The organism is Halobacterium salinarum DSM 3754, from assembly GCF_008124605.1.
GTDB lineage: Archaea > Halobacteriota > Halobacteria > Halobacteriales > Halobacteriaceae > Halobacterium > Halobacterium salinarum.
This window is the reverse complement of sequence record NZ_VRYN01000010.1, coordinates 1-14,832: the sequence shown is the minus strand read 5'-3', so window position 1 is coordinate 14,832 and position 14,832 is coordinate 1. Positions and strand designations below refer to the sequence as shown.

At 60.8% G+C, this 14,832-nt stretch carries 11 protein-coding genes and 1 pseudogene; 1 reads left to right on the top strand and 11 read right to left on the bottom strand.

Annotated elements, in window-relative coordinates; genetic code table 11:
* Positions 1 to 3: 3 nt before the first annotated feature.
* The 10 genes from APQ99_RS11045 to APQ99_RS12875 all read right to left on the bottom strand — a co-directional run bounded on the left by APQ99_RS11045 (position 4) and on the right by APQ99_RS12875 (position 12,877).
* A complete protein-coding gene (locus tag APQ99_RS11045) occupies positions 4 to 888 on the bottom strand; it encodes a bifunctional DNA primase/polymerase (protein ID WP_010904031.1) in 885 nt (294 codons plus the stop codon).
* Positions 885 to 4,703, bottom strand: a complete 3,819-nt coding sequence (locus APQ99_RS11040) for an ATP-binding protein (protein ID WP_010904032.1) — start codon at positions 4,701 to 4,703, stop codon at positions 885 to 887. Before APQ99_RS11040 ends, APQ99_RS11045 begins: the two co-directional genes overlap by 4 nt.
* Entirely contained in the window at positions 4,696 to 6,930 is a 2,235-nt protein-coding gene (locus APQ99_RS11035) for a VirB4 family type IV secretion system protein (protein WP_010904033.1), read from the bottom strand. Before APQ99_RS11035 ends, APQ99_RS11040 begins: the two co-directional genes overlap by 8 nt.
* Positions 6,914 to 8,035 (bottom strand): hypothetical protein, encoded by a 1,122-nt coding sequence (locus tag APQ99_RS11030; protein WP_010904034.1) that lies wholly within the window; start codon positions 8,033 to 8,035, stop codon positions 6,914 to 6,916. The genes APQ99_RS11035 and APQ99_RS11030 overlap by 17 nt, the downstream gene beginning before the upstream one ends.
* A 6-nt stretch (positions 8,036 to 8,041) precedes the next feature.
* Entirely contained in the window at positions 8,042 to 9,103 is a 1,062-nt protein-coding gene (locus APQ99_RS11025) for a hypothetical protein (RefSeq protein WP_136361216.1), read from the bottom strand.
* Positions 9,104 to 9,105: 2 nt separating this feature from the next.
* Positions 9,106 to 9,819, bottom strand: a complete 714-nt coding sequence (locus APQ99_RS11020) for a hypothetical protein (RefSeq protein WP_049892760.1) — start codon at positions 9,817 to 9,819, stop codon at positions 9,106 to 9,108.
* Between the two features lie 140 nt (positions 9,820 to 9,959).
* On the bottom strand, positions 9,960 to 11,693 hold the full coding sequence (locus APQ99_RS11015; RefSeq protein WP_205250724.1) for a hypothetical protein: 1,734 nt from the start codon (positions 11,691 to 11,693) through the stop codon (positions 9,960 to 9,962).
* Positions 11,694 to 11,721: 28 nt separating this feature from the next.
* Positions 11,722 to 12,141, bottom strand: coding sequence for a hypothetical protein (locus tag APQ99_RS11010; RefSeq protein WP_049892758.1), 420 nt, complete (start codon positions 12,139 to 12,141; stop codon positions 11,722 to 11,724).
* Between the two features lie 6 nt (positions 12,142 to 12,147).
* Positions 12,148 to 12,426: a hypothetical protein gene (locus APQ99_RS11005; RefSeq protein ID WP_012289712.1), complete on the bottom strand. Its 279-nt coding sequence runs from the start codon at positions 12,424 to 12,426 to the stop codon at positions 12,148 to 12,150.
* Between the two features lie 208 nt (positions 12,427 to 12,634).
* Entirely contained in the window at positions 12,635 to 12,877 is a 243-nt protein-coding gene (locus APQ99_RS12875) for an exodeoxyribonuclease VII large subunit (protein ID WP_229373324.1), read from the bottom strand.
* Between the two features lie 440 nt (positions 12,878 to 13,317).
* Between APQ99_RS12875 and APQ99_RS10990 the strand changes: the two genes are divergently transcribed.
* Complete coding sequence (locus APQ99_RS10990; protein WP_012289710.1) at positions 13,318 to 14,193, top strand: hypothetical protein; 876 nt, start codon at positions 13,318 to 13,320, stop codon at positions 14,191 to 14,193.
* Between the two features lie 475 nt (positions 14,194 to 14,668).
* Here APQ99_RS10990 and APQ99_RS10985 read toward each other — a convergent pair.
* Positions 14,669 to 14,832 (bottom strand): annotated as a pseudogene (locus APQ99_RS10985) (ISH3 family transposase); the annotation flags it as partial.

The window sequence follows — 14,832 nt, the reverse complement described above, 5'->3', positions numbered from 1 at the left end:
AACTTACTCGTCGATCACTTCGGGTGTCGCCGAGCGAACGTCGAACGCCGGGCTCTCGATGGGTTGAACGATGCTACAGACGTCGGCGTGCAGCGAGTAGGGCAGTCGGGCGACCCGCCGGCGATCGGCCGTCACGACGGGGTCGATCGGGATGTCGTACGTCTCGAGGAGGAGGTCGTTCAACACTTCGTGACTCTGCTCATCGTACCGGTGCGCCGGGTCCGTATCAAGGAGGTAGACGTGGACACCCTGCCCGCTGTACACGACCATCGTCTCCTCGGCATCGAAATCGTCTTCGAAGATATCGCGCACTTCGAACCCGTACTCGATGGCACGGTTGACGTCTTCGAAGGCGTACGGATACCCGGTTGGCTCGGCGTCGAGAATGCCGGCGGCGTCAAGAAGCGCCTCATCATCTCGATCGTCGACGTCGTCCGAGACGGCATCCGCAGCTCGTTCTCGGGCGATCTCCTTGGCGTCGATATCGACGAGGAGGACCCACGGTCGCTCCCAGTGATCCAGCGCGTAGTAAACGGCGTCGGGCCGTGGGTCCGGCTGCTCCAGTACCTCCGGATCAGCAAGCGCGAATTCACTCCGCCCCAGCGGGTCGTTGCGAGCTGGATGCCGAATGAACTCAACGACGTCCTCGAAGTCCTCGAACTCGGGCGTCGTTCGATCCTCTGACGCATCTGTCTGCCACGTATCCCGCCGGATGAAGCCCTTGTCCGGCACCTCGTCTTTGCGAACTGGGTAGGAATCCCGGAAGGCGACGGCGTACTGTTTCGGGCCGGTCGCCGTGATGAATTCCGGCAGATCATCCAGGTAGCGGGGGAACTCCTCGGCGTAGTAGGCGTGAATCTCCTTGCGGGTCGCCTGTCGCCAGGTCATTGGTTGAGGTCTTGATCGAGATTTTTGAAGCCTCGAACGGTGGTCAGGCCCGCAGCATCGAAGTCTCCAACGGCGTCTCTGATAGTCGCAAACGACCGGGCCGCCCGCCCGCTGACTCGCTCGTCGATCCGATCCACGTCGGCAAGGCTATCCAGAACGTCGAGCGCCGTTTCGCGATTGTTGAAGGCCCAGATCGCCTTGGCGTCCGCCGCGCTGAGTTTGTCGTAATCCTCGACCGGGGCGTGCCGGTTATTACTCGCGAGCTCTGCTTCGCCGGCCCAGACGAGATCGCCGTCCTCGTCGAAGCCGGCCACGTCCAGTACCGTGTCGTCGTCGGTTTCGTAGTACGGTTCCACGCGAACGACGTCGTCCCGCTGCTGGAGCCACAGCTCGAGGAGGCGGACACCCACTTTGTGTGGCGTTTTCTCGCCGAGATCGCCCGCTCCTGGGCCCGCTTTCAATTCTCTCCCAAGGAGGTCGCGGCCGTCCGGGAGGACAGTATAGTACTTGCGACCTGCTGCGGAGTCCGCTTCAACGAGGTCCTGCTCCGTGAGCCGCTCTATGTGGAGATCCTCGTATTCGTCCCGAAGCTGGCTCATCCTGTCCAGCAGCGTGTACTCGTCGTCTTCTCTGTTCACCACATCGAGGACGCGATTCAGGAACCGGACGTCGTCTCGACTGAGCCCGCGTTGTCGGAGCTCGTCATCGGGAACGGGCACGCTGCTTTCCTGAACGGGCGTTGCCCTGTTTTTCGGCTCCGCTGCTTGGTCACCAGCTGATTCCCCGTCCGTCTCGGTAGCCTGCCCGAACAGGGGGCTCATCTCTGACTCGTCTGCATCTGGGTTGCTGTCCGCCTCGGGCTGGGTGGTCGATGCGTCCTTGGTCGTCGATTCGCTGATGAACGCGGATTGCGTCGGGTCGGTTGCTGCATCGCCGTCGGCAGCCGAGCCTGCAGTGTCGGCTCCCGTACTCCCCCAGCCAGTCTCCTCCGAAGCAGTGTTCGACTCAGTCGCCTCTGCTAGCCCATACTGGGCCTGTGTCCGCTTGACCATCCGTGGCCGGGACACGGACTTGAAATGGTCTTTCTGGGGCTCTGTGAGCGGCTGGTCGCTTTCTGGATGCCCCGGCGCAATTGGGAGCGGCTGCAGCGAGAACGGCGGCGGCCCAGTCTCCCCGAACGACGGGCTCGGGAGCTGGGCGATCCACTCCCCACTCGGGAGCGTGTTGATTCGGTTACGGAGGTCGGTCGGGCTGAGGTCCTCGTGGGCAAGCGACTCTGCGAGATCACGCTCGATCGAGATGTTCCCGATGAGCTTCGTCTTGATGTTGTTCAACACCTCGTCGTAGGCCCGCTCGTTCCGATTCCGCACCTGCTCGGGGAACTGCATCACGAGCCCCATACTCAGGCCGAACGACCGGCCCTGCGGCAGGAGTTGCTCGGAGACGAGCTTCGTCGACGCCACCGGTGCAGCCTCCTCGATGATGAGGTTCGTGAGCTTCTCGTAGTCGGTCTGACCGTCGCGCCGGCGCACCTGGACGGCGTCCCAGAGGTTACTCAACAGGAGCAGGGTGATCGCTCGCTGTGCCTCCGGGCGAAGGTCGCCCAGATCGAAGATGATGGTCGCATCTTCATCGAGGAATTCGCGGAAGTCGAAGCGGTTGTCGACGTACTCGCCGGCGTCGTTCTGCTTGGGGACGTGGCTGAAGATCCGCCGGAGGTGCGCGTCCTCTTTGAGCTTGTCGAGGCGGTTCCCGACCGCGTCCATCGATACCTGGAACTGGTGGTTGTCCTTCGCGAAGTGGCGGGTCAGCGATTCCTCGATGTTCTGGTTGTCCGCAGAGACAAGGGGAATCGTCTGCTCGCGCTGCATTCGAAGCGCGGCGGCGAAGAGGTCGTCCAGCCCAAACACGTCACTCCCGTACTCCTCGTCGAACAACGCCTTGATCAGGTAGCTCAGAATCTCGTTCGCGACGAACGCCTGGCCGTACTGCTCGCGGCCCATAATCATCCGGAGGATGTCGTGGAAGTGATCGACCTTGTCCTGAATCGCGTCCTCACGGTTGCGACCGGCCTCGAGCGCGGGACGGATGTCGAAGAAGGAGAAGGCCGGAATGGTCTCCGGCACGCGGAAGTGGTAGACGTCGTCGAGGCCTTCGAACCGCTCGTAGTGGCAGCGCAGGTAGTTCTCACACATGCCGTCCCCCTTCGGATCGACGAGGACGACGGGGCCACCAGTCGACTCGCGGAGCGAGAGAGCGTCGTTGATGATGGCCTTCGACTTCCCACCACCAGTCGACGCGAACCGCCCGTAATGCGTCGGCAACAGGTCCGGCGGGATCTGGATCGGGTCCGGCCGTGGCTCACCGTTCTCGTCGAGGGCGTACCCGATCTCCATACCCTCCTGGAACTGCTGGATCAGGTCGGGATTGGGCCACGGCAGCGGATTTCGGCTCTGCTGTTCGGCACGAGTTCCCCGTGTCCCTTCGACGGTCAACTGTTCGGAGGAGGGGACGAGGACGAAGTTCGCGAGCTCCGTCCCACAGAGGACCAGTTCGGGCCGGGTCTTCCCCCGGCCAGTCGTCAACTCGCGATTGAGGAGGCGTTGAAGCGCGGCCCGTGCCTTCTTCTCCTTCGTTTTCTCACGGAAGCCGCTGTCCCGGAGGCGTTGCCCCTCGACCTCGTAGAACGGGCCATCAAGCGGGTCGAACACCGGGAGAAGCGAGTCCATCCGGCCATCGAGGTCGTCGCGGGTATCGTCGATGGGGACGCCGACGGCCCGGATGTTGACCGTGAACGACCGTTTGGCGTTCTTCGCGTCGATGTACTCGATCCGCTTCTCGACGGCCTCGCTGAGCTGCCGGTCGTCCTGATCGCTCCGCTGCTCCTCGACCTCGAACAATGATCCGACGACTTCCTCGAAAAACGTATCCCGGCCGTCGACGAGGCCCTCTTTCCGCACCTCCGCATCGGACTGCCAGCTGGCACGCCGCTGGAAGACGACCTGGAACGCGGTCGGCGCTATCGCCTCCATCAGATGGTCGATCAGCGACGCCAGCGCCGCGCCCGGTTCGTCGACGGACGAGTGGTCGCCGTTCGTTTCCTCTGCGGTGAACGGCGTCAGCAAGGTCATCCAGTCCTGCTTCCGAGATGTGGAGCCACACCACCGGACACCGAGCGGCGAGACAGCGTCTTGGGCCGGGCGAGCTAGAATCGTTCCTGCCGGTGTCATCGTTGGCTTCTCGATGGCCCGTCGCTCTTCGTTGTCGTCTGGAAGTGCATCGGGCGGCGCTAGTTCGAGGGCTGAGTCCCCGATAGTAACGTGATGATCGGGGACTCTCGTGGATGCCGTCCCGCCGTCGACGACGGGGTCTGCTTCGGCTGATTCGGCGTCCACTGATTCCTCGTCAATGGTGTCGTACTGTTCTGCCGGGCCAAACTCGTACTGCAGCCGTCCGGCCTCGTAGTGGTCGACGAATTCCTGCGGTGTGAGCTCGACTGGCTGGATGAGCCGGGCGGCAACGTCGACGTCGACGCGCTCGATGTCGAACGTGGCCGGATAGATGGAACGGAGGCGCTTTTCGAGCGTATCGAGGTGCGCATCGGCCCTGTAGATGAACTCTACTGGGTCGTCCGGGCCATCGCTGATCGCGAGGAACTCGAATCGGGGTGGTGTCTCACTGTGGAGCGGGTTCAGTTTCGCCCCGAGGCCCAACGAGCCGGGCGTGGTCAGTTTGTGGAGGCTGTCGAGGACTCGGGGGATACTCTCCGGATCGAGTCGTTCGGATGTCGGCGTGACGCGCAGGTACTCAGCCATCGTTAGTCTCTTCCATAGATCCGCCGTCTGGCTCAGCTTCGACGGCGTCTGAATCCTCGTTCAGTTCGCTCGTTTCGTCCGTTCCGTTCGTTGTTCGATGTTCGAGCTTTTCTTGGAACTCCTGCATCTCGGTATCGACGGCTTCATCTCCGGCACCGGGCAGCGAGGACCGAACTTGGGAGGTTGGGTCGAAGTCGATGACCTGCTTCTCTTTGGGCATCGCTTTGACCTGGATGCCGCGCCACTCGCCGTCGACGCCCACCAGTGCCTCGGAGAAGCCGGCGTCCTCGTTGCCGGGGACGGCGTCCTGGACGAATCGCATCTGCGCGTAGTTCAGCCCGAACTCGTCGGCCCACTCCTCGTCCATCCCGTCGAGGCGATGGAACTGCTTGACCGCACACTGGTCAAGGATCGCCTCGGATTCGGCGTGCTCGAAGAACTCGTCAACCGTCTGCGTGACCAGCCGGATCGAGAGGTCGTGATGCCGGTGGTGGCGGAACACCGTCTCGAGGAACGCCAGGCTCGCGGCGTCCTGCATGATGTAGCGGGCCTCGTCGATGTAGAACACGACCTCCTTCTCCGAGACCTTCGCCCGCTCGTACACCAGCGAGATGAGCAACTGCATCGTCAACGCCGTGCTGCTGTCGACGCTACCCTCCTGCTGGGCGAGATCGAGGTAGATGACTTTCTCGTCTCGGATGTCGAAGTCCGATTCTTGGCCGAGGTTGGCGTGGCGGCCGTCCGCCTCGAAAGGACGGAGTTGGTCAAGCAGCCACGTCGCGTCCTCCTTGATCTTCCCGGCCTCCTCATCGGACCGGACGACGAACTCCTCGGGGTTGTTGACCATATCCTCGAAGACGTCCATCATGCCCCGAATCGTCGGACTCGGGTTGTCGTGCGTCGAGATGTCGTCGGTGATCCCGTTGCGCTTGTACGCCCGCTTGAGCCCGAGTTCCAGTGTCGTCCGGCGGTCACCCAACGAGATGCCGCGAAGCGCGAAGAAGTTCGTGAGGAAGCTCATCGCGTCGTCGAGTTTCTCGTTGAACGGGCTGGCGTCTTCCCCCATCGCCCGTTGGACGTGCTCAGGCGTCTCCCGGATCTCCAAGGGATTCAGGCCGAGGGTTCCGCCGACGGTGATGCGTTTGGCGTCGAGCGCTTCGGCGACGCCGGCCCAGTTGTTCAGCGGTTCGAGGATGATGCCGATGCGGCCCTTGCTCTGCTCGACAGAGCGGATGAAGTTCTGCTTCGAACTGAACGACTTCCCCGAGCCCGTATCGCCGACGGTGAACATCGCGTACCCGTTGTCCCGGGCGAACGGGTCGATGACCACCGGGCTCTGGTTGTCCTTGTGAATCCCGAACTCGACGCCGCCCTCCTCGAGAATCGTCGCGTTGTGCGGCGAGGAGAGCAACGCGCCGACGGCGCCGCCGAGCGCAATCGACGTCCGTCCGAACTCGTTGTCGCCGATGGGCGCGGCGGACTGAAGGGCGAGGTCCTGCCGACAGATCGCCGTCTTTGGCGTGAGGTTCGCGGGGTCGTCACGGAGCGCGCTTTTGACCTTCTGGACAGCATCCTGGAGGTCGTCCTTCTCGTCGGCCCTGACCGTGATGAACATCCCCTGGTCGAAGACGTTCGCGCCGTTCTCGACGGCCTTGTACGTCGCTGCGGCCTCGTTGGCGCGCTCCTGCAGGTAGGCGCTCCGGACGCTCTGTTCGAGGTCGGCGTCGACCTGGAGGTCGTCAGCGATATCCTGCAGTTCGTTCCGGGCCCGCTCCTGGTTCTTCGGCGTGATGTGGGCCGTCAGGTCGAACTGCACGTCGGTCATCTCGAAGAGCTCGGAGAGATAGCCGTCGTTGGGGTAGTCCGGGTAGTTGGCGATGTACAGCGTCGTCGTCCACTGCTCGCCGACCTGTGCCGCACGCGTCTCCCACTCGATCGCCGCCGACGCGGTCACCGTCTTGTGTGACTCGGCGATGTCGTCGAGGAGCTGGCGTTCGGCCGCGCCCTGTTCGATGGTCTCCTCGTCGAGCAGGTCCGAGAACTCGACCTCTTCCTCGTCGTCTTCGCTGTACCAGTCCCAGAGGAATTTCCTTCCGGTTCCGACCAGTACCGCGAGCAGAATGTAGAGGGCTGTACCCTCGACTGACGTCGGATTCGTGAGCCACTCCGTGAGCTGGGCGACGGCTCCGCTGCCCGTCTGGAGGACGAGGTTACGCATCGTGGGCATCCTCCCGGCGTGAATGGCCGATGATCGGTTGTTCGCGAACGACGCGCTCGGCTTCGTCGTAGTCGTGTTCGCGGCCGTTCCAGAAGTCCATATTCAACACGAAGAGTTCGACCGTGCCGAGCCGGCGGGCGGACCACCCCGAGGCCTGCTGGATGAACTCCGACCGCACGTCGTTGACTCGGCTGTCCAGCTTCTCGAACATCTGGGCACGGCGCTCGACGTCGGTAAGGTCCTCTCGGCGGGTCACGAACGGATTGAAGAGGAATCCGATGACGGGGAACTGGGTCAGCTTCTCGGCCGGCGTGCCCTCGTCGCGGAAGCGGTCGTAGACCTCTATCGGGCTGACTTGGACGCCGATGTAGTACCGGACTTGCTGGATGCCCCGGTCACGCATCTCCTTCGGCCGTGTCTCCCGGTACTCCTCGAGGAGTTCCCGGAAGATCGGGTTCTCCGTGACGTCTTCGTCAGTGAGGCGCTCCTCGATGGTCTCGGTGATCTGCTCCACCGGAAATGAGCGGGTTGTCGCGTGGAGTTTGAGCTCGGAGTCGAGTTCCTTGTTGGCGAACTCCTCGCCGGCGTCCTGGAGCTGGGCCCAGTCGTCGGACATCGCGAAGTCCATGTTGTCCGGGTCGATCTCGATGAACGCCTCCATCGTGCCGTCGGCGCGCTGGATCGCACCAGCCCCCGGCCACGCCCGTTCGATGTTCGTGAGGTCCTGCGTTCGTTCGTCGGGCTTGAACGGCGTGTAGTTCGCGAGCCCGCCCTCGTTGCGCTCTGTCTCGTTGGTACTACTGTTGGCCTCCTCTGGGGAACTGAACGTGATCTGGGGGCGCTTGACGTAGCGATAGACGTCTTTCGTCCACGTCCACGCGTTGAGGTGGTCGGGCGAGACGTAGACGATTGCAACGCCGAACCCGAACCCCCCTGCGACGAACGGGAGAGCAAGTGATTCGATGCCGGTGAGGCCCGCGACAAACAGGCCGACGATCGGGAAGGCGATGAGGACGCCAACGTCGCCTTCCTCGATGTTGAGGGAAGGGATGCGACTCTCCTCACCGAACTGGTCCATGATGCGCCGTGCGGCTGCGTCTTGGTCGATGGACATGGATTGTTAGTAGCTTCCAGGGTCGTTCTCGGTCCGCCGGTAGGACGGCGTCCCGCTGTCTTCGTCGCTATTCGAGCCCCGAGATGCAGCTTTCTGCGCCACAGCGTGGCCCGCTGCGGCCTTCGGTCCCCATCGGGCCGCCGTCGTCGCGACGCCGGCGCCACCGATATAGGCCCCAGCGGCGACACCGCCGATGAGAGCCGCTCCCTTGGTCGCACCGCCGAGAACCTTCGCCGTGAGTGGGGTCGCGTATTTGAACGTCTTCCAAGTCAGGTAAAGTGCGATCAGTGGGAGTGATGCCGCGACTAGATACCGCAAAAACGGACTACTCGGAGCGATGGCGTTCTGAGAGTACAGCAAGTCGTATCCTTTGAACACCACTGCTGCAGGCAGAGGCAGGATCGCTAACGGGACGAATTTCTTGCTAAAGCCCATCGCGATATCCGAGAGCACGGGGATGTTTCCGTAGGCCAGCGCGAACGCAATCGGCATCCCATACACGTAGACGTAGAGCAGGACTTCGCGAATGTAGTAGAGGGCCTCCAAAGCCCACATCGAGAGTCCTCCAATAAGTGCGAATACGAGTGAAAGCCCAGGGTTTGTGATTGAGACTTCGAGCAAGTTGAGCATTGCATCGGCTAAAGAACCCAGACTCGGCATCAGGGCAATTGTGAACCCATCCACGATGTAGAGTCCAAGAATACTGACCCAGTACCAGCTGATAATCAGAAACGCGCCGACCCAAGCAGTTTTCTTGGTGCGTCTGGCCTCGTATGCACTTCCAATATTGAATATACGGATCGTGTGACGCCCCTGAACGCACATCACGAGGAGGAGCAGCGAGATCAACATGATCTCACCACCGACAAGCGCGTCCTGAATTGACGGCCACGGGGCATTACTGGGCTCTCCGAAGACGAACGCACCATCCGTCTCCGGCGTTGGTGTCCCAAACATCTCCTCGGTGAGGGTCTCATAGCCGGAACGCAGGCCGTGCATGAAGAGGCCGACAATCCAATCGACGGCCTCTTTGAACCCCTCAAGGACGACGTCGATTAGATCAACCATGGTTAGGTCTCACTGATGGAAATTTCGCAGTTATCGGTTTCTTGGGCGCCTGAATACTGGATACTGTACGTTTTGGTGACTCGGTCCCTGCTAACCCGCGTCTCGAGTATTAGTTCAAACTCACCAGTCTTCGACTCCTCCGAGCAGGACGTGCCTGCTCCAGGAACGAAAGCAAACGGGGAGCGTGAACTATAGAGCGTAATTTGCTCCCCGGGCACGATTATGATCTGCTTGACCTCGGAATCGGATTCCGGGTCGTAAGTCCCGCTTACGTCTTCATCATCGACATAGTTCGTTCCCTCTTCGTCGGACGGATAGGGGACATCACCGATGAAGAGCAATTTTGTAACCGCATCGGGCCCAGTTCCCTGGTTTTCGAGTGTGACGTAAGCCTCTTCATCGATTTCGCTTTCTGATTCATCCCACATCTCTTCGGGCTGGTTTCTACCGATGCCCATCTCGACGATCCCGAGGTTTGGCTGGACAGAAAGCGAGCTCTCACCAACTGTTTCCTCACCGCTGAGTGCTACTATTTCGTACTCACCAGGAGCGTACGTTGTGCCGATATCAAATGAGACTTGTTGGGAACCTGTGGCGACCTCCCGCTGTCCGAGCAGTTCGCCGTCCGGTTGGATGAGGTTGATCTGGTCGAACTCCGAATCCGAATCGAACTGGACTATGAGTTCTGTTCCTTCGACAGTCACCTGCCGGAACACACCGGATTCACCTTTTGGACTTGAACTACCGTTAGGGCCGGCACTTCCGTTGTCATCCATACAACCGGCCATGCTCGCCAGAGCGGTACCGGCGACTGTTCGGAGGGCGGTCCGTCTACTGATGTGGGGATTGTTTCGAGTCATGGGTTTTTCTGGAAGATCTCTTCGGGGCCGAGCATCCGCAAGAGTCGCTTGCCGGCGTAGAACATCACGAAGAACGGCAGCAGCTGCCAGCCGACCTCGAACACCAGCGTAAGCCAGCCGTCGATTGTCCCAAGTGGATGCCAGCGTGCCGTCGCGGAATCGCTTACGTACGCGGGATTATGGCCAAGCCACGAACCCGGATGGTACCGAGCCGTGTAGATCCCCGGCTCGTCGATCGTCACGATTGCAACGCCTGATTCGTTGGTCTCAACGCGCTGATCTGCGACGGTGATGTACCCGTTCCGGGTGGTTCCGCCAATCGGATACTGACGGCTATCGTCGAGCGTGATTGGGGCGTCGGTCTGATTGTCCCGTAGCTCGATTCTGAGGGTCGCCTGTGACTGATTCTGTTCGAGGACCTTGACCGTGAGGTTGCTGCGCCGGAGTTGGCGCTCGGAGCCCCCATCCGGTTCGACAATCGAGGCGTTCACACCCCGCACGATCCCCGCAACGTGGAGCGCTTCGCGGTCGATGGTCTCCGCCCGAACGGCGACGCCGTACGTCGTCGTGTACGACTGGTTGACGATGTCGATGTTGATGTTCTCGCCGATGGTGCCGACGGGGGACGGGCGGTCAGTCCCCCATGTCTCGATGAGTTCGGGGCCGTCCCGGACCGGCTCAGCACGCGGGCCGATGCGTGACGGATACGCGTGGACGTACACCGGAATCGCGTCTGACTCGACGGTGGCGCTATCCATCCGGTTCGACCGAACGAGTGTGTCCCAGTTGGTGTTCCGAGCCGTGTAGAACCGCCAGATGCCACGGACTCGTGCCTCACCGTCCTCGGTGAGCGTATATCCCTGCCACGGCCGCGACTGGAAGATGGCCACACCGCCGTCGCCGTCCGGGTACTCCGCATAGTAGGGATACGCCGAGAGGTCGTAGATCTCGACGGCGATCGAATCGGAGACGTTCCGTGATTCCGTCCGATAGGTGACGTCGGTGTCCGTCCGGTTACCACGCTCGGTCCTGACAGTCTTCTTCAGCCGAACGCGAATCTCCGCCTCCAGCGTGAGATCCGCACTCCAGTCGTCCTCGATTTGGTAGTCGAGGGCAGGCGTATGGGACCCGGCACGCTCGGCGATGGTCTCGCCGTCCTTCTTCAACCGGACTTCCTCGGTCTCGTGCTCCGTGAGCGACCACGAGATAGTCGTGTTGCCGGAGGAACTCCCGTTGGGCACGCGAACGCGGTAATCAACGAACCCCCGCATCGTCCCATTCGGCGCGATATAGAGTGGGGTTTCACCGGACTCGAGGTGCCCCCGAGTAGAGGGCTGGACCGCGAAAATCGTTGCGTGGGCGTCTTCGATGAAGACCCCGTCCTCAAGGTCCGCGTGCGGCGGATACACGGACGTATCTGCCCCGCCGGCGTCGAGGTTCTCGAAGTCGTTGCGCGTCCACGTCGCCGCGGTCGCGGGCGGCCGTTTGAACGTAACGTCCGTCCCGTTGGCGACCTGATGGACAGCGGAACGGTTCTCGCCGTAGCGCTGGCGGTACTCCTCCTGGCTGATGTAGCTGTCCGCATCACGTGACCACAGCGTTGCCGACTCGTTTTCCGAGAGTCCATTCCCTTCCGTACCTGGTCGCGGCGGGTCAGCGGCGACGAGACCCGTGACTAGGCTCGTCACGAGCAAGCCGGCCATGACCACGGCGAGCTCTCGATGGTTCATAGGGCTCGCGATGGGGACTACGGGGTGGTTACCAGGGGACGAGGTCGACACACTGCGCCAGCGGGAGGCCCATCATCGACCCAGCAACGGTGTACAGCGGGCCGAGGACGACGAGGACGACCGCGGACTTCATCGCCGAGCGCTTGTGCCGCTTCAGGCCCTTCTTCTGCTCTGGATTGAGGGTGAACATCTCGATGAGGGAGTCAGCCTGCCAGACGATGGCGAGACCGACGATCCCCAGCGCGGTGGTCAGTTGGAAGAACCCCTCAATCATGCTCGGAAGGTTGTCCGCGCTACAGACGGCGTTGCTTTGGGCGGCGACCGGCTGGACGGCGAACAGGCTCAGGAGAAAGACGGTGAGCGCTGCCTGCCGAGGGATCGTGTTGGTCAGCGGTGACTCGGTGTCGATGCTACGCTCAGGGTCGGAGGGACTCTGGTCCTGTGACATAGCGGGTCAATCATCGGTGGCGTCTCCAGCCGGTGGCTGGTTCTGCTGCTCTTCGACGAGCGACTGGAGGTCGTCGAATCGGTTGGTGTCCTCTGCGATCTCTTCGAGGGTGTACCCCTGCTCGCGGGCCCGTTCGAGGAGATCGCGGAGTTCGTCGGGATCAACATCGCGGACTTCCATTTCCTCGCGGAGGGCGCGGCGATAGAGGGCGGAGGCGTTGATGTGGTCGTTCCACATCAGGTACAGGTCATCGATGTCCTCAATGGTGACTGACCTCGTAATCATACGTGCGGGTATGGGTATGTACCGGCTGAGTCTCGGTACATATTGGTGCGGTAGCTGGATAGTGAATAAATACTTTCTGGCCATCAAGTGATACAAGTTTGTTGGGTAGATTATAACCAAATTATGAGTTGCTTCTACAGAAAACAGTCTTAACCAACAATCTGGAGGCTGGTGAGCACCTGTTGGTTAAGAAACAGCGCAAATTCACTTACTCGACCTCCACAACTTCGCCGCTGCCCTCGTCGAGGTCGTACTCGTCCGCCACTTGATCCGCGATGAGTCGGTCATCGGTGTGTCCAATCGCCGTAACCACCGGTATATTGGCTGTGAAGATCGCCTCTGCAACCCTCTCGGTGTTAAGTGCTTGGAGGTTCGAATCACTCCTGCCCCCACGACCGACGATGATCGAATCGACGTCCTCCAAGCGGCCGAGATGGTGAATGCCGTTCACGATGGACGTCGGCGCGTCCGACCCCTAGACGGTTGTGTCCTTCACCAAGATGTCGACGGTGGGGTCCTGCTCGCGAATCGCTTTCTGAATGTCGTACCGGGCGTCCCCTCGGAGGGAAGTGACAACGCCGACGCGATCCGGTCGTTGAGCTGGGACACGCTGAGGACCGCTCTCGAATCGGGGTTGACCGCCTGCCGTTCGGTATCCGGTGCGTCCGCCATCTCCGTTTCCTGACTTCTGAACAGGACCCTCAAAAAGCTACGTTCGAGTGCTGGGGTTGGCTGCGTTACGCAGGCCTACAGATCGCGGGGCTGGACCGTCTTCCGGTCGTTGGCTTCGGCACGCTCAATGACGTTATCAAGCAGTTCTCTGACTCTTCGATGAAAGTCTCGCTCGTGAACTTGATTAAGAAGCATAGATGAGTAGTAATACACACGCAGATGGGCCACGTCTACTACCACCACCTTGGTGACAAGCAGTTCTCTCTTGACTTCGTCCATCCAGATCCTGACGAAATCGTCTCGCAGATCGTCGGCTACGGCGATGACGTCGCAGTGAAGGTCCAGAAATACGATATTGACAAAACGTTCTACGTTATCTACACATCCCGCGTCGGCGGTGGACCTGTCCAAGAGATTGATTTTAACCTGAACGAGTCGCTCTCAGAGATGAGTGCCGACAACAGTACCATCGTCGTTCGTCTCCTCGAGATTTACCGCGCACTTATCGCTCAGAACGAAGAAGAAGAGGGAACTCCCGTTGAGGCGTACAAGAATATCGACGTCGATGCACTGCCGGACGTTCTCGACCGGACGTCGTGGGAAGGATCAGCAACAGATGTAGCGGGCCGACTCGCCTCGAATCTGATCCTCAAACACGCGCTTCCGAATGCCAACCATCGAACCGCTGTTGCATTGGTTCAGTTCTACCTCCGGCGTCTAAATCCGGATTTCGCTATGCCAGAAACCTCCGTAGAGACCGATCCAAAATCCTACGACTGGCGGGAATGGGTGAACCAGTACATCAACGAATCGAAGCGACTGTTGACCGTTCGACGGAAGAACGTCCTCTTCAAGCACCTGTATAGCTTCGGTGCGCGAACGCTTGAGCGAAAACACGCAGTTGAGATCGACCTGACTGAATACGAGCTGGATATGTACCCAACTGAGGCGAAAATCGTCTACGCGGAGAAGCACGAGGATCTCTGGGTCACGTTCGTTGAGGAGGCTGTCGACCGTGCCGGCTATCCGGAGCTAAAAGACACGTCTGGCCTCTCGAAAGCAGAATTCGCGGAAAAGATCCGGAATCTCGACTAAGCGGCTCTACTAGTCTTGAAGCGTGGCGACTGTTCGGCCCGTTTCCTCGGCCTCTTCGCTGCGCGACATATTGTGTGTCGCGAGCGCTTCGTCAACCGCTTGGTCAAGACTCATTGGTCAACCGAATCTTAGTTCTTCTACTGTATAAACGCTTGCCTCGCTCTGGAGAACAGAGATAGAGCCCCTCCCCAAGCCCTAGTCAACCAGTTCATAGTGATTGACAAGCGTATTATGAGCTATTTGTCTGGGTCGTATTTCAATTGTCTTGGGTAATGAATGGTGGCCTGGCAAAGATATCATCAGTACCTCACAAAGCATCGCCGGCTAATCCGACTTGAGCCATCTGTTCTGTTGTGGTGAGTCGTCGATCACGGTTGAGCAACGCTGATCGAAGGCGGAGCTGTCGCTGTCGGCGGCGCTCAGCCGCCGACGCGACAGCGTTGCCACTTGCGGAGACGCCGTACTCGGTGGGTGACTACCGGTGGAACCGGTCGTCTGGTGGCCGGTTCGCGGGGACGGCCCGACGCACCGCGAGGGCCGTCCACGCTGCCCGTCGAACCATATTCACGAACTCCTTGTACGGCCACCACCAGAGGCGACGCCCGCCTCGGCGCGGCGTCGCCACGTATTCGTAGTGCA

What these genes read in the sequence shown, in the direction of transcription:
- APQ99_RS11010 (WP_049892758.1), bottom strand. Translation starts at nt 12,141, where the DNA reads ATGTCACAGGACCAGAGTCCCTCCGACCCTGAGCGTAGCATCGACACC.
- APQ99_RS11045 (WP_010904031.1), bottom strand. Translation starts at nt 888, where the DNA reads ATGACCTGGCGACAGGCGACCCGCAAGGAGATTCACGCCTACTACGCC.
- APQ99_RS11025 (WP_136361216.1), bottom strand. Translation starts at nt 9,103, where the DNA reads ATGGTTGATCTAATCGACGTCGTCCTTGAGGGGTTCAAAGAGGCCGTC.
- APQ99_RS11040 (WP_010904032.1), bottom strand. Translation starts at nt 4,703, where the DNA reads ATGGCTGAGTACCTGCGCGTCACGCCGACATCCGAACGACTCGATCCG.
- APQ99_RS11015 (WP_205250724.1), bottom strand. Translation starts at nt 11,693, where the DNA reads ATGAACCATCGAGAGCTCGCCGTGGTCATGGCCGGCTTGCTCGTGACG.
- APQ99_RS11005 (WP_012289712.1), bottom strand. Translation starts at nt 12,426, where the DNA reads ATGATTACGAGGTCAGTCACCATTGAGGACATCGATGACCTGTACCTG.
- APQ99_RS10990 (WP_012289710.1), top strand. Translation starts at nt 13,318, where the DNA reads ATGGGCCACGTCTACTACCACCACCTTGGTGACAAGCAGTTCTCTCTT.
- APQ99_RS11030 (WP_010904034.1), bottom strand. Translation starts at nt 8,035, where the DNA reads ATGTCCATCGACCAAGACGCAGCCGCACGGCGCATCATGGACCAGTTC.
- APQ99_RS11035 (WP_010904033.1), bottom strand. Translation starts at nt 6,930, where the DNA reads ATGCCCACGATGCGTAACCTCGTCCTCCAGACGGGCAGCGGAGCCGTC.